The sequence below is a fragment of the Erwinia sp. MYb375 genome, from assembly GCF_037479175.1.
In the GTDB taxonomy this organism is placed as follows: domain Bacteria; phylum Pseudomonadota; class Gammaproteobacteria; order Enterobacterales; family Enterobacteriaceae; genus Erwinia; species Erwinia rhapontici.
On record NZ_JBBGZS010000019.1, the window covers coordinates 191,947 to 206,619 of the forward strand.

16 protein-coding genes, 1 tRNA gene and 1 rRNA gene are annotated in these 14,673 nt (G+C 53.3%); 5 read left to right on the forward strand and 13 right to left on the reverse strand.

Translation table 11 applies throughout. The features are described 5' to 3' along the window. Positions 1–5: 5 nt before the first annotated feature. Together dsbC and xerD are read right to left on the reverse strand one after the other, a co-directional pair. Positions 6–710, reverse strand: a complete 705-nt coding sequence (gene dsbC, locus WH279_RS11610) for a bifunctional protein-disulfide isomerase/oxidoreductase DsbC (protein ID WP_167863301.1) — start codon at positions 708–710, stop codon at positions 6–8. Between the two features lie 47 nt (positions 711–757). Further along, positions 758–1,651, reverse strand: a complete 894-nt coding sequence (gene xerD, locus WH279_RS11615) for a site-specific tyrosine recombinase XerD (protein WP_133846117.1) — start codon at positions 1,649–1,651, stop codon at positions 758–760. A gap of 179 nt (positions 1,652–1,830) precedes the next feature. On the opposite strand from xerD, the gene fldB reads away from it, so the two are divergent. Further along, positions 1,831–2,349 carry a flavodoxin FldB gene (gene fldB / locus WH279_RS11620; RefSeq protein ID WP_133846139.1) on the forward strand — a complete coding sequence of 173 codons (519 nt, stop codon included), beginning with the start codon at positions 1,831–1,833 and terminating at the stop codon, positions 2,347–2,349. A 98-nt stretch (positions 2,350–2,447) separates the two neighbouring features. On the opposite strand, the gene creD is transcribed toward fldB, so the two are convergent. The 5 genes from creD to sdhE all read right to left on the reverse strand — a co-directional run bounded on the left by creD (position 2,448) and on the right by sdhE (position 6,665). Then, a complete protein-coding gene (gene creD / locus WH279_RS11625) occupies positions 2,448–3,809 on the reverse strand; it encodes a cell envelope integrity protein CreD (RefSeq protein ID WP_339456696.1) in 1,362 nt (453 codons plus the stop codon). A gap of 89 nt (positions 3,810–3,898) precedes the next feature. Continuing rightward, entirely contained in the window at positions 3,899–5,317 is a 1,419-nt protein-coding gene (gene creC, locus WH279_RS11630; protein WP_339456698.1) for a two-component system sensor histidine kinase CreC, read from the reverse strand. Further along, a complete protein-coding gene (gene creB, locus WH279_RS11635; RefSeq protein ID WP_200643146.1) occupies positions 5,317–6,012 on the reverse strand; it encodes a two-component system response regulator CreB in 696 nt (231 codons plus the stop codon). Before creB ends, creC begins: the two co-directional genes overlap by 1 nt. Next, positions 6,005–6,418: a protein YgfX gene (locus WH279_RS11640; RefSeq protein WP_339456700.1), complete on the reverse strand. Its 414-nt coding sequence runs from the start codon at positions 6,416–6,418 to the stop codon at positions 6,005–6,007. Before WH279_RS11640 ends, creB begins: the two co-directional genes overlap by 8 nt. Next, complete coding sequence (sdhE, locus tag WH279_RS11645; RefSeq protein ID WP_133846122.1) at positions 6,399–6,665, reverse strand: FAD assembly factor SdhE; 267 nt, start codon at positions 6,663–6,665, stop codon at positions 6,399–6,401. The genes WH279_RS11640 and sdhE overlap by 20 nt, the downstream gene beginning before the upstream one ends. Positions 6,666–6,891: 226 nt before the next feature. Here sdhE and ygfZ point away from each other — a divergent pair, with 226 nt between their 5' ends. Beyond that, positions 6,892–7,878, forward strand: a complete 987-nt coding sequence (gene ygfZ, locus WH279_RS11650) for a tRNA-modifying protein YgfZ (protein WP_339456702.1) — start codon at positions 6,892–6,894, stop codon at positions 7,876–7,878. A gap of 11 nt (positions 7,879–7,889) precedes the next feature. Here ygfZ and trhA read toward each other — a convergent pair whose 3' ends face one another. Further along, on the reverse strand, positions 7,890–8,543 hold the full coding sequence (gene trhA / locus WH279_RS11655; protein ID WP_339456704.1) for a PAQR family membrane homeostasis protein TrhA: 654 nt from the start codon (positions 8,541–8,543) through the stop codon (positions 7,890–7,892). A 213-nt stretch (positions 8,544–8,756) separates the two neighbouring features. Here trhA and WH279_RS11660 point away from each other — a divergent pair, with 213 nt between their 5' ends. After that, the gene (locus tag WH279_RS11660) at positions 8,757–9,365 is read left to right on the forward strand and encodes an HD domain-containing protein (protein WP_339456706.1); all 609 of its coding nucleotides are present in this window, start codon (positions 8,757–8,759) and stop codon (positions 9,363–9,365) included. 69 nt (positions 9,366–9,434) lie between these two features. On the opposite strand, the gene WH279_RS11665 is transcribed toward WH279_RS11660, so the two are convergent. Beyond that, positions 9,435–10,157 carry a class I SAM-dependent methyltransferase gene (locus WH279_RS11665; RefSeq protein ID WP_339456708.1) on the reverse strand — a complete coding sequence of 241 codons (723 nt, stop codon included), beginning with the start codon at positions 10,155–10,157 and terminating at the stop codon, positions 9,435–9,437. Positions 10,158–10,201: 44 nt separating this feature from the next. Between WH279_RS11665 and gloB the strand changes: the two genes are divergently transcribed. Next, positions 10,202–10,957, forward strand: coding sequence for a hydroxyacylglutathione hydrolase (gene gloB / locus WH279_RS11670; protein WP_339456710.1), 756 nt, complete (start codon positions 10,202–10,204; stop codon positions 10,955–10,957). A 71-nt stretch (positions 10,958–11,028) separates the two neighbouring features. Beyond that, complete coding sequence (gene mltD, locus WH279_RS11675; protein ID WP_133846128.1) at positions 11,029–12,408, forward strand: murein transglycosylase D; 1,380 nt, start codon at positions 11,029–11,031, stop codon at positions 12,406–12,408. Positions 12,409–12,466: 58 nt separating this feature from the next. Here the strand turns inward: mltD and WH279_RS11680 are convergent, their stop codons facing one another. From WH279_RS11680 to rrf, 4 genes are all read right to left on the reverse strand, one after another. Continuing rightward, positions 12,467–13,231 (reverse strand): class I SAM-dependent methyltransferase, encoded by a 765-nt coding sequence (locus WH279_RS11680; RefSeq protein WP_339456712.1) that lies wholly within the window; start codon positions 13,229–13,231, stop codon positions 12,467–12,469. Between the two features lie 17 nt (positions 13,232–13,248). Then, positions 13,249–14,052 (reverse strand): endonuclease/exonuclease/phosphatase family protein, encoded by an 804-nt coding sequence (locus WH279_RS11685; RefSeq protein ID WP_200643139.1) that lies wholly within the window; start codon positions 14,050–14,052, stop codon positions 13,249–13,251. A gap of 179 nt (positions 14,053–14,231) precedes the next feature. Beyond that, a tRNA-Asp gene (locus WH279_RS11690) sits at positions 14,232–14,308 on the reverse strand. Between the two features lie 100 nt (positions 14,309–14,408). After that, positions 14,409–14,524 (reverse strand): 5S ribosomal RNA (rrf, locus tag WH279_RS11695). Between the last annotated feature and the right edge of the window lie 149 nt (positions 14,525–14,673).

Genomic DNA, 14,673 nt, shown 5'->3' on the forward strand with positions numbered 1-14,673 from the left:
GAATATCAGCCGCCGTTTTTCTGGCTGTCGAGGAATTTCTTCAGGTCCTGTGGATTCTGATAGCCAGGGATCATGCTGCCATTCTCAAGCAGAATAGCCGGGGTGCCCTGGATACCGTAAAGAATGCCCAATTTGTACTGCTGGCCGATATCGATTTTGCCGTCAATCGGTGATACAGCTTCACCTTTCATTGCGGCATCAAAGGCTTTGCGCGGTTCAGCAGCAGACCAGATAGATTTCATCTCTTTCGCCACATTGCCGTTCATCCCTTCACGCGGGAAAGCCAGATAACGCACGGTAATCCCCAGCGCATTATAGTCAGCCATTTCCTGATGTAGCTTGCGACAATAGCCGCAGGTGATGTCGGTAAACACCGTCACCACATACTGCTGTTTTGGCGCTTTATACACGATCATCTCTTTGCTCAACGCTTCAACTTTCTTTTCCAGCAGTTGATTGGTGACGTTGACCGGCTGACCGCCGCTGACATCATAAAGAGGACCCTGTACGAAATGTTTGCCATCGTCGGTGACGTACAGCACACCGCTTTCGCTCAGCACGGTTTTAAACCCTGGCAGAGGCGAAGGCTGAATCTCGGTCTGCTGTAAGCCCAGCTTACTCAGAGACTGTTTAATCGCTGCATCATCAGCATGGGCCAGTCCGCTGGCCAGCGCGATGAGTCCCGAAAGTAACAGGAAATGTTTCTTCATTTTTATGTCCTTATAGCCTGACTAAGCGGGCTGTATGTTTTTGTCGATCAGGCACGCGGATGATGCTGCTGGTGGAGCTGGCGCAGCCGTTCTGTCGCTACGTGCGTGTAAATCTGGGTGGTTGATAAATCGCTATGACCCAACAACATCTGTACGACACGTAAATCCGCGCCGTGGTTCAGCAAATGGGTGGCAAAAGCATGACGCAGCACGTGCGGTGACAGTTTTGCGCTGTCGATACCTGCTAGTGTGGCGTAATGTTTGATGCGATGCCAGAAAGTTTGCCGGGTCATTTGTTGCGCGCGGTTACTGGGAAATAGCACATCGAGCGACTGACCATTGAGCAACCACGGGCGGCCGTATTCGATAAACTGTTCGATCCAGTGGACCGCCTCTTCGCCCATCGGCACCAAACGCTCTTTGTTCCCTTTACCAATCACGCGCACCACGCCCTGGCGCAGGCTGATATCGCTGAGGGTCAGCCCGACCAGCTCTGTCACACGTAATCCGGTGGCATAAAGGAGTTCCAGCATCGCCTTATCGCGCAGCTCAATCGGCTGGTCCAGACAGGGCGCCTGCAATAACCTTTCCACCTGTGCCTCAGAGAGATCCTTGGGCAGGCGCTGCGGCAGTTTTGGCGACGAGAGTAAGGCACTGGGATCGTCCTCACGCAGCTTTTCGCGGTAGAGATACTGGAACAGGCGGCGCATGGCACTGAGCAAGCGCGCAGAGCTGGTCGCTTTGTATCCCCCTTCCAGCCGTTCAGCCAGAAACCCCTGTAAGTTGATCGCATCCACCGTCAGCAGAGAAAGTTGCTGGTGCTGCAACCAGCCACAGAGCGATCGCAGGTCAAGACGGTAAGAAGCAACGGTATTTTGCGCCAGATTACGCTCGATCCACAGCGCATCAAGAAATTGCTCAATCAGATCGTTATCCTGCACTTCAACCTCTCTAATCTGCGATTCTCATGACGCGGGGTGCGTTATATAAAATCACTTTACGCTTAAAAATCATAATCATGCGACATCACACTGCCGTACAAAGCCGCCCCATTATGCCTTATTCCTGCCCGATTCTGATATAATCGCGCCAGACTTCACGAAAAATGAGTTTCACTACCATGAATATTGGTCTGTTTTATGGATCCAGCACCTGTTACACCGAGATGGCGGCAGAGAAGATTCGTGACTTTATCGGTGACGATCTGGTGACGCTGCATAACCTGAAAGATGACTCTCCCACGCTGATGGAGCAGTATGATTTGCTGATCCTCGGTATTCCAACCTGGGATTTTGGCGAATTGCAGGAAGACTGGGAAGCCATCTGGACCGATCTGCCACAACTCAATTTACAGGGAAAAGTGGTGGCGCTCTATGGCATGGGTGACCAGGGGGAATACAGCGAATGGTTCCTCGATGCGTTAGGGATGCTGCATGAAGTGCTGGCCCCGTCCGGGGTACAGTTTGTCGGTTACTGGCCGCTGGAAGGCTATGAATTTACCAGCAAAAAACCACTGACTGCCGACGGCAAACAGTTTGTCGGCCTGGCGCTGGATGACATCAACCAGTTTGAGCAAACCGACGAACGTATTGCGCAATGGTGTGAACAGATCCTGACTGAGATGGCAGAACTGCTGTAATTCTGTCGCAAAAAACCAAAGGGCCGATCGGAAAAATGATCGGCCCCGACTGTCGGGGCGGAGTTTCTGTTTCGCTCCGCCCTATGCCCTACAGAGGCTTATTTCCACAAACCGAAACGGCCTTCTTCCTCCTGCGCCCTTTCCGTGCTCAACTCCGGCATTGCAGTCGCCGACAGACGATACCAGTCGATATTTCTCGTCAGCACCATCACAGCTGCCAGTGCTGCCATCAGTACCCCCGTCCCCAGCAACAGCGCACTGTCCTCCGATTGCAGTAACTGCCACAGCACCGCATCCAGCACCAGCAAACCACCGACAAACATCAGACTGCGCCGCCATCCGCGTAGTACCGCCTGCAAATAGAAACCGTTGATCGCCGCACAGGTCAGGCTGGCCGTCAGCCAGGCAAGGTTAAAACCGATATGTTCAGACAACGCCAGCAGTACCAGGAAGAACATCACCAGCGACAACCCCACCAGCAGATATTGCATCGGGTGCACCCGTAACGCGGTCAGCGTTTCAAACAGGAAGAAAGCCATATAGGTCAGGCCAATCAGCAGAATGGCGTACTTTACCGCACGTTCCGTTTGCTGGTATTGATCCACCGGGTTAACGACCATCGAACTGAAGGCCGGGAGCTTATCGCTGCTCACGGTAAAGTCATCACGCACCAGCGAATTGAGATTGTTAGCAAACCAACTGCTCTGCCAGCGTGCGGTGAAGCCTTCTGGCGTAATCTGATGTTGTTCAGGCAGGAAACTGCCGGTAAAACCCGGATGCGGCCAGTTACTCTTCAGATCGAAGGTGCTGTTTTTACCTAATGGCACCACTTCAAGCTGCTGTGTTCCCTGTAGTTTAAGCGTGAAGTTCAGCGCCAGGTTTTTCTCCTCTAACACGCTGTCCGGAAGCGCCACATGCAGGCCTTCACTGCTGCCGGGAAGGTCGCTGCCCGGCTGGAAATCCAGCTGCTGACCGCCAATATTCAGCGGAGTCACGCTGCTGATCCCACGTGAGTCACCCACGCCCATCACCAGCCAGGGGTTACCGAGGGTAATACCCGGCTTTTTAATATCGGCCAGCTGCTCGCTGTCGAAAGTGGCATTAATGGAGACGCCTGTACGCCAGACCTGCCCCTGATAAATACCCACCTTACGCTGTTCTACCTGCTGGTCACCCGCCACCTGCAGGCTTTTAGGCAGGTAATAACGCAGATGATTCTGCTGAACGGTGACTTCTTTACCATCGCGGGTTTCCGTAACGATTTCGCTCCACGGGATGGCGATCAACGGCCCGAAGAGACGCTGCGGACCACTGGTGCTCTGGCTGAGCTTATCGGCCACACTATCGCGCCATACGCTGCGCTCGGTAATCAACGAACTGAGCAGACTTAACGGAACCAGCAGCAGAAGCAGGCAGCCGATCAGCGTTAGCATTTTCCAGAATAAAGGGGTTTTCATCATGTTGGACTCTCCTGTGTCGATAACGCAGAAGATAGCCCGCCTGAATGGGGAGAAAATGAAGTTATGTGAAGGGACGGTGAAGTGGGCCGTTATTTTTTAACAGTGAGCTGAGCACAGACACCACCTTCCGGGCGTGACGTCAGGGTAATGTTGCCCTGATGCAAACGGGCCACCTCCTGCACAAACGCCAGCCCCAACCCACTGCTCTTCTCGCCGTTACTGCGCGGCAGTGAATAAAAACGGTCAAAAATATGGGGCATCGCATAGTCCGGAATACCGCTACCGCTATCCAGTACGTGGAATATCACCTCATCGGTTGACTGGCTGACCTGAATCCTCACTTCGCCCTCCAGAGGCGTAAAGTCGAGTGCATTATCCAGCAGATTTCCCAGCGCCTGCTCCAGTAATAGCGCATCGGCCCGCATAGACAGCCCGTCAATGGCTGCATCGTCGAAGGCCAGATATTTACCCTGAGCCTGCACCGCCCGGCTGTCACACAGTGAGGCAATCAGAGGCAGCAGACTGACCGACTGGCGCTGAATTTCAGGGCGGTTTTCCAGCGTTGCCTGGCGAAGCAAATTGTCGATCAATCGTTGCATACGAATATTTTGTTGAAGAATATTCGCAGAGAAACGCTGAACCACCTCAGCCGGGGGGCATTCACGCAGGATTTCCGCCGCGCCGCGGATCGCCGCCAGCGGGCTTTTCAGTTCGTGGGTTAGCGCATGGGCATAATGCTCAATGTAGCGCTTCCCTTCCAGCCGCAGACGCATACTCTCCAGCGCCTGCGCCAGTTTGCGTAACTCAGTGCTGTTCATGGCTGGCAGTGGTTGCACATCGCCTTCTGTTACCGAGTCGGCATAACGCACCAGGCGACCAACAGAGCGGTTAATCCACAGGACAAACCCCAGACCGATCAGCAAAGCAATACCCAGCAGGGCTGCACCCGCCCAGAGAATACGGTGTTCACTGCGGCGGATCACCGGCACCATCGTACTGTTGGCTTTCCCCACGCTGAGCACCCCCAGCAGATTCGCACCATCACGCACTGGGGCCGCCACATACATCACCGAGCTGGCATCATCGTCAGGATTGCTGCGAGTACTGCGTGCACCGTACTCACCACGCAGCGTCAGCAGAACATCATTCCAGCGTGAGTAATCCTGCCCTGTCGCCACCCCGGAAGAGTCAAACAGCACAATCCCTTTCGCATCGGTGAGGTAAACACGATATTCATTGCGCCGTTTGGCGATGCCGCTGATATTGGCATGGACCGGGTACCCCCGCAGTTGCGAGAAAGCCTGCGCCAGCTGCCCCTGCTGCGGCTGACCGCTGAGGATATCTGCACGGGCGAACTGCGCCAACAATGTCGCGGTATCGACCAATGTACCTTCGGTGGCACGCCGTACCCCAGGTTTGATCTCCTTGAGGAAAATGCTCAGAACAAACCACGCGGCGACGGCAACAATCAGAAAATAGCCGAGCAGCAGACGCATTCCGATGCGCATCAGCCCGTCACCAGACTGTAACCCAGGCCACGATGGGTCATCAGCACCTGCTCATGCGGGTTGATGTCGCGCAGTTTGGCACGCAGGGTTTTGATATGGGTGTCAACGGTACGATCAAGGCTCTCTTCCGCCTCTTTCCAGACCAGATTCATCAACTGCTGGCGTGAGAACACCCTGCCTGGCGAGAGCAGCAAGGTTTTCAACAACAGGTATTCATAGCGCGTCAGTATCAGAGACTGATTGCACCACTGCACACGTGCGGCAGATTCATCGAGAGTGAACTGGCCAACGTTATAACGCGGAGACTGAGCAATGCGCTGCTGTTTTTGCAGTCGACGCAGCAGTGTGCGCACCCGCGCGCAGACTTCACGTGGGGAGAATGGCTTGGCAACATAATCGTCCGCGCCAATTTCCAGCCCCAGCAGGCGGTCAACTTCTTCGCTGCGGGCAGTAAGAAACAATACCGGCAGGTCAGGTTGCAGTGCCAGCAATCGGCGGCACAGTTCAAAACCATTGATATCGGGCAGGCCAACGTCAAGGATCACCAGATCAGGGACCTGCTGCGTCAAGGCTTCCAGCAACGGCATACCGCGCGGGAACCAGCGGGTGTCGAACCCTTCCAGTTGCAGCATATATAACAATGTATCCGCAATCGCGGCCTCATCTTCTACCAGCCAGATGGTGGGGCTACTCATCCCGCGGTTCCTTTTCATTCAGCAGGTGTTGGCGCAGAAGCCGCCATTCGCTGCTGCCCATGCCATCGGCAAATAGCCATAACCGTTCGCGGCAACCTGCTTTGTTCTGTAATGTCAGCCGAATCGCCTGTTGCGTCAGCCACGGGCGGGAGGTCATGCGCCACTGGCACTGCGCCCAGCCTATCACACGCCCCTTGTACAGGGTGATCTCCCCCCGACAATGCCGGATACGATGTCGACTGCGCTGGCATTCCAAAAGCACCAGCAGCAGTAACAGGATGCGTGGCAATGAGGCACTGTCCGGCCAGGGTGCCAGCAGCAGCGCCAGGATCAACGTGCCATGCAGAACCAGCGATAACGTTTGTGCGCGCCGGGAGGCCCGCAGATTACATCGCCACCGGACCACGTGCTCGGTTTCTGTCCTGAATTAATGCCACCATCCGTTGCAGCTCAGCATCAGCGGGTTCACCGTGATTCATCAGCCAGTTAAACAAATCGGGGTCATCACTCTCCAGCAGACGTACGAAGAGCTGTTTGTCTTCATCGGTCAGTGAATCAAACTCATACTGGAAAAACGGCATGATGGAGATATCGAGTTCGCGCATGCCACGACGGCATGCCCAGTGAATACGTGATTTATTTGAAATATCCATGTCACTCTGCGTCGGTTAACCAAACAGGGTGCACAGTGTAACGCTTTTTTGCGCTACTGTTGATTCAGCAATTTTCACCCTGCGCGTCAGCCCGCAAAACAGTGACATCAGTTACAGGGTTATCACGCGTTTTGTGCCGCATTTTCCGGAAACAGGTTGCAAAGCCGTGCTGCTCTTTTAACATGAGAAACAGATTTTCATCCCCTGCTTACTTTAGGACTGAATTATGCCGACGATTTCTTTCCCGCCGCGTCAACCCGCCGCATCGGCCCGTTTGCCGTTAACACTGATCTCACTGGAAGAGTGGGCGCTGGTGAATGCAACAGGTGCCGATCGCATCAGCTATTTGCAGGGGCAAGTGACTCTGGATGTGGCCGCGCTGGGTGCCGAACAACATCGCCCTGCTGCACACTGTGATGCTAAAGGAAAGATGTGGAGCAACCTCCGCCTGTTTCATCGTGGTGAAGGTCTTGCCTTTATTGAGCGCCGCAGCTTGCGCGATAACCAGCTGACAGAATTGAAGAAATATGCCGTCTTTGCCAAAGTTACGCTGGTGGCCGACGACGAATCGGTGCTGCTCGGTGTTGCCGGTTTTCAGGCTCGTGCCGCGCTAACGGATCTGTTCAACGTGCTGCCTGATGCAGAGTCTCCGGTGGTTCAGGATGGGGAGAGCACGCTGTTATGGTTTGATCTGCCAGCTGAGCGCTTTCTGCTGGTCACCTCCCAGGCTAAAGCTGAAGAGGTGCGTGAAAAACTGGCTGAATCAGCACAGCTCAACGACAGCTCACAGTGGCTGGCGCTGGAAATTGAAGCCGGTTTCCCAGTGATTGATGCTGAGACCAGCGCACAGCTGATCCCACAGGCCACTAACCTGCAGGCACTGGATGCTATCAGCTTTAAGAAAGGCTGCTATACCGGGCAGGAAATGGTCGCCCGCGCAAAATTTCGTGGGGCCAATAAGCGTGCGCTCTACTGGCTGGCGGGCAAGGCGGGCATCGTGCCTGCGGCAAACGCTGCGCTGGAAATGAAGATGGGTGAGAACTGGCGCCGTACCGGCACTATTCTGGCCGCATGCCAGCTCGACAACGGTGACGTCTGGGTTCAGGCCGTGATGAACAACGATCTGGACGCGGATACCGTCCTGCGTGTGCAGGGGGATGAGGGCGGCGAACTGGCGATCCAGCCGCTGCCCTATGAGATCACCGCCGGTTAATCAGCACGGGGTTACACCACATACAGGTAGATGGCCAGAAAGTGACACAACGATCCACCGAGAACGAAGCCATGCCAGATGGCATGGTTGTAGGGAATGCGCTTCGCCACATAGAAAATCACCCCAAGTGAGTAGATGATCCCACCTGCGGCCAGTAACCACACGCTGCCCGCGGGCAGGGTCATTACCATCTGATACAGCACAATCACCGACAGCCAGCCCATCAACATGTAGGTGACCAGCGACAGTGCTTCAAAACGGTGGGCAAATACCAGCTTAAACAACACGCCTGTCAGCGCCAGCCCCCAGATGACAACCATCAGCCAGTGTGCCAGCGGCGACTTCAATCCCACCAGTAGAAATGGCGTGTAGGTGCCAGCAATCAGCAGATAAATAGCCGAGTGGTCGAGTTTTTTGAGCCAGAATTTCGCCCGTTCACCCGGTATCGAATGATACAGGGTGGAGGCCAAAAACAGCAGAATGATACTGCCGCCATACAGGCTGTAGCTGATGATCGCCAGCGCACCAGCCCGGTTATCAACCGCCTGATCCAGCATCAGCACCAGACCAATAACACCCAACAGGCAGCCGATGCCGTGGCTGATGCTATTCGCAATCTCTTCCGCCACTGAATACCCGCCCGTCAGTACTTTTTGCTTCACCATATCAACCCTTTTTCCGGTTCTTGCTACTCCGCCATCAACTCGTTGTGCTGGCGGAAAAATCATCACTGCTAGCCTAACTGACAATAATTTCAGAGTACACATGTAAGCTAAAATATTGTGTGTAATCATGCAACGCACATTCTTTCGCGAAATACGCAAACGTTTCCCTTACAATACGGGCAAACTTTTTTCAGGGCATAAGTGAGACAGGTGATGTCAGACAGGGTAGCAGCCTTAGATTTCGGCGCGATGACAGAAGTCGTACAGTTTTTAATGGAGCTGGACAAACTAAAAGGCGTGGAGCGCCGTACCCGACTGCTCAGCAATACACGTCAGGAAAACTCAGCGGAGCACAGCTGGCACCTGGCAATGGCGGCCATGAGTCTGGCCCCCTTCTCTCAGGCTACCATTGATGTTCAGCACGCCACACAGTTGGCGCTGGTGCATGATGTGGTTGAGATTGATGCAGGTGACGTCCTCGTGTACGACATCGCCGCGCGTGATGCCATCCAGGAACAGGAAGTGGCTGCCGCCGGACGTATTTTTGGGTTACTGCCCACCGAGTTGAGCCAACGTTTCCGCGCGCTGTGGGATGAATATGAAGCCGGAGAAACAGCAGAGGCGCGTTTTGCGAATATGCTCGACCGCGCCCTGCCCATCATGCTTAACCTGCACAATCAGGGCCAGAGCTGGAAAGAGAATGGTATCCGCCTGGAGCAGGTGGAAGCACGCAACGTCAAGCTGGCGCAGCAGTGGCCGGAGCTGTGGGGCTATTTGAAGCAGCATCTGGACAATGCCCATGCGCAGGGCTGGTTACTTTAGCCGCTCAGCGAGCAGGCGGGGGGCTGACGGGAAAGCAAGGTCGGCCCTAAAACAGTTATGATTGCACTGTCAGTTTCTGCGCCCTGCCCGGTACTGGTTTGTCGCGCCCATCGCGTGTAATTGCCGGGTCCCGGCACTTTTCTTCGCCGGATTTTTCGTGAGCGGGAAGGTCCGTTTACGCGCCACAATCACATTCAGACAGCCCAGCGCAGGCAAGTGCGTACTGATCATCTTGCCCCCCTGTCGATTCCACGGCAGCACCTGAAAACTGATGCTTTGCATCACTTCGTAATTCAGCAAACTCAGCCAGTCCAGCAGTCTCATCTGAGTGAACATTCGACTGTTCCATGGGATCCGTCGGTGCAGACCAGGGATCAGTTTGCCTATCCCCAGAACGCTGAAGAGGTTGAAACCGCTGATAATCATCCAGCCGTCATCGATAAGCACCCTGTCAACCTCGCGTAGCACCCGGTGTGGGTCACTGCTCCACGCCAGCGTATGTGCCAGCAGACAGGCATCCACTGACTTGGACTCAAACGGTAGACTGAGAGGGTCGGCCCTGACCTGAAGCGACTCACCGCTCAACCCTACATTCACCTGGTGTGATATAGCACAGCTTTCAGTGTCGATTTCCGCACTCAGGTTGCCAATTTTCAGCAAATGGAAGCCGTAAAGCTTGCTGAGGCTGGGCCGCAGTTGATGTGACAGAGCATCGCGATAAAATTCACCGCAGGGTATCTGCGACCAGGACTCTGGCACATGACGGATTTGGCGTGTTTTAGCAGGCTTCATGCTTTACCATCTTCTTTCCCTTGCGAGCATCCAGGAGCGATAAAATGAATCTTACCAGTATTCCAGCCCTGCAGGACAACTACATCTGGACCTTACATGATGATACAGGTCATTGCCTGATTGTTGACCCCGGCGAAGCGGCTCCTGTATTACGCATGATTGAACAAAACCAGTGGCAGCCCGTGGCGATTTTGCTCACACATCATCATCATGATCACGTAGGTGGCGTAGCCGAACTGGTCTCTCGTTACCCTGATTTAGCGGTGTATGGCCCAGAAGAAACACGCGTTAAAGGGGCTAAAACTATCGTCAGTGAAGGCGATACCGTGTCGGTTTTGGGGCAAAGTTTTACGATTTATGCTACGCCCGGCCACACTTTAGGACATATCTCATATTTCAGTTTTCCTTACCTCTTTTGCGGGGACACTCTTTTTTCTGGTGGATGCGGTAGGTTATTTGAAGGCACAGCAGAACAAATGTTCCATTCTTTTCAGAAGCTTAATGAACTACCGGATGAAACACTGGTTTGTTGCGCACATGAATATACGTTATCGAATTTAACCTTTTCACACACTATTTATCCCCAAGAGCCCGAAATAGCACGCTATTACCGAGAAATTAAGGAGTTACGCGCAAAAAAGGCCATAACACTGCCCACAAAACTGGCATTGGAGCGAAAAATAAATGTTTTTTTACGCACGCAAGACATTGAATTACAGAAACAAATAGGAATAGAAACAACTCCGCAACATGAATGGCAGGTATTTGCGGTTCTACGCGAGAAGAAAGACGCTTTTTAATATTTTTGGTTGTGTTGTCGGGATCGAGCACGTATTATTGCTCGTCTTTTAAGCGAACTATTGACACACACATGAAGGCTAAAGCGATATTACTCGCCTCAGTCTTGCTGGTCGGATGCCAGGCGTCAAGGCACGATGCTAACATCCCCGAACAGCATGCACAGAGTTTGTCTTCGGCAGGTCAAGGTGAAAATGGACAGTACTCAGATGAAATGTTGTCGCCGCGCTGGCAGGACGATGGAACGTCACTTGCGCAAGACAGAGATCTGTGGAATTTCATTAGCGACGAGCTGAAGATGAAGATTCCGGATAATTACCGGATACGCGAACAAAAACAGAAGTACCTGAGTAACAAGAGCTATCTCCACGATGTAACATTACGGGCAGAGCCGTATATGTACTGGATTGTCGAGCAGATTAAGCAACGTAAAATGCCGATGGAACTGGTACTACTACCCATAGTGGAGAGCGCTTTTGATCCCCATGCTACATCATCTGCGAATGCCGCTGGCATCTGGCAGATTGTGCCGCAGACGGGACGAAATTATGGTCTTAAACAGACCCAGTGGTATGACGGACGACGCGACATTGTCGCATCGACCAAAGTTGCTCTGGACATGATGCAGCGCCTTAACGGCATGTTTGACGGTGACTGGTTATTAACCATTGCCGCCTATAACAGCGGTGAAGGTCGTGTGCTCAAAGCGATAAAAGCCAATAAGGCTAAAGGCCGACCAACAGATTTCTGGTCCCTTGCGCTGCCACGAGAAACTACGGTCTATGTGCCTAAAATGCTGGCTTTAGGGCAGATCCTTAAAAACAGTAAGCGTTATGGCGTACGTCTGCCGGCACCCAACGAAGCACGCGCTCTGGCGCGAGTGGAAGTGGGCCAGCAGATTGAGCTGACACAGGCAGCCGAAATGGCTGGCATGTCATTGAGCAAGCTGAAGAGCTTTAATACCGGCTACAAACGCGGTACGACGGCACCAAATGGTCCTCATTACATTATGGTTCCGAAGTCCAATGTAGCTAAACTGCGTAACTCACTGGCAAGCGGTGACATCTCAGCGGTACAGCCAACTTCTCTTGCCAGGAACAGCGTTTCCCCTGCCTCTTACAAGGTGCGCAGCGGTGATACTCTTTCAGGCATTGCCAAGCGTCTCGGTGTTCCGGTGAAAGATCTGCAACGTGCCAATAATCTGCGCGGTGTCAGTATCAAACCCGGTCAGACATTGAGCCTGGGTAACAGCAGTACGCGACTGGCAGATAACGGCGACAGCATCACCTACCAGGTACGTAAGGGTGATTCTCTGGCCAGTATCGCAAAACGTCACGGCGTAAACATCAAGGATGTTGTTCGCTGGAATAGCGTCGCCAGTAATACGAAAAACATTCAGCCTGGCGATAAGTTAACGCTGTTTGTTAACAATAATGCGACGCCCGACAGTTAACGGTTAGCCACTGCGGATGAAAATCCACACAAAAAAGCCCGTCTATGACGGGCTTTTTTTATGGCCGAATGGCCTCGATAAAGATGATATCGGTACTGAAACTGCCATCAGGCTGCAAAGCATAGTAGCGCTGCACTTCGTCAGGCGCTGAATGTTGATAGGTCCGGATGGCCTGAATCATCACATCAGGAGTACGCATTCTCTCTATCCAGCTGCTGAACTCCAGATCGAGACGATCCTGCGAGACAGCCTGTATCACCAGCCCACTCTCCGTCATTAATGCCAGCCACTCACCGGGGCTGTAATCCTGCACATGAGAGGTATCACGCAAGGCTTCCACTGTCTGTAACCAGATATTCAGTACCGGATTGCCCGGTGCACTGACATCCATAAATATCACTTTACCGCCGGGTTTCAATACCCGACGGACTTCACGCAATGCACTTCCGACATCGTGCCAGTGATGCGCTGAATATCGGCTGATCACCACATCAAACTCTGCATCCGCAAAAGGCAGGTTTTCCGCATAGCCCTGCCGGGTTGTCAGGTGATGGTAGCCGCGTTCGAGCGCTGTTGCTCGCACCACTGCCAGCATTTTCTCCGACAGATCGTATGCGACCACTTCTTTAACATGCTGGGCAGCAATGAAACTGGCATGCCCGGCTCCGCAGCCCATATCCAGGACCTTAGCCTCTGTTGCGCCAAACAGCCGTTCTGCCAATCGTACGAGATCACGCCCCTCCGCATGGACTACGCTGGTCAGATAAGCTTCTGCCTGTTCACCGAACTGTTTATCGACGTTATCATGGTGCTTTGTTGCCATTATCAATAATGTCCTTGTTATGCGTAATCCGTAGGGTGGGCATCAAACTCGACCAGCAGCGGATTGTGATCGGATGCACGAGTGACCAGTACCGAAGCCTCTGCAACACCCATTCCGCGATAAAAAACGAAATCCAGTGGGCGACCAAACGCTTTGCGCCGATGATCATCGGTGAAACGGACTTCGCGCAGCCCCATTTCACGAGAAAAACGATACAGTGCATTGATACGCTGGCGGCTCCAGGCATTAAAGTCACCCGCCATAATCACCGGGCCCTGGTGATGAAGAATCTGCTCGCCAATCGGTCCGAGCTGTTTACTGTAAACATCAATGCCCAGACTGAAGTTCACCGCATGAATATTAACGACCATTAGCATCTGACCACCGGGTAATGGATAAGCCGTGACCAGTGCTGATTTAGCCAACCTGAGAAGCGGCTCACGCTCACGTAAAGGGCAACAGTAGACAGGGTGAGCGGAGGCCAGAGTCATGACCCCTGACGGGTGCTGAGGCAGTACAAAAGCAGGCACCTGATCGGCAGCAAGATAATGAGTAGTCGCGAAACGCACCAGTTCTGGTGTCGTTTGCGCCTCCTGTAGAAGAACAAGATGGGCATCTTTACCAAAATTTTGCAAAACTGAGAGCCAGTCTGCGCGCTGTTGCTTGAAAATATTCCACACCAGCACTTTCAGGCGGGCTTCTGTGGTGAGCGGCGCACCGGGCGGCAATGCCTGTCCGACATGCAGCATCGCCACGGGAGGAAAAATACGCTCCGCTGGCTGGCCTGCTACGTATCTCATGGCATAAGTCTTTTTCTGCACGTTACCGCCTGCACTTTTTACAGCTGAATGGGTTTACCATCTATCAGTTATAGGGACTTTATTGCGTACTTTCAATCGGCGGGAGCCAATTCGCACGGGATTGTACGTAAGGAAATGAAAATAAAAAAAACAAATACAAAAAAGCCCTGACTCTTATGAGTCAGGGCTTCCTGTTTAAGTGGCGGAACGGACGGGGCTCGAACCCGCGACCCCCTGCGTGACAGGCAGGTATTCTAACCAACTGAACTACCGCTCCACCGATTCTGTACTGACCTCAGACTACGTCTGAATTCAGGTGTTTCGCCCTTACCTTGTCAGGGGTAAGGTCACGACCCGGTTACGGGTCTTAATTTGATGCCTGGCAGTTCCCTACTCTCGCATGGGGAGACCCCACACTACCATCGGCGCTACGGCGTTTCACTTCTGAGTTCGGCATGGGGTCAGGTGGGACCACCGCGCTAAAGCCGCCAGGCAAATTCTGTTTCGTCCCCGCCGTTACTCTCGTAACCACGTGAACCAATCCGTTTCGAACAGGCTGAAAATCTCTTTTGCGTCTCTCGAACGCCACCAGAACGCTTCTGGCGTTGTAAGGTTAAGCCTCACGGGTCATTAGTACCGGTT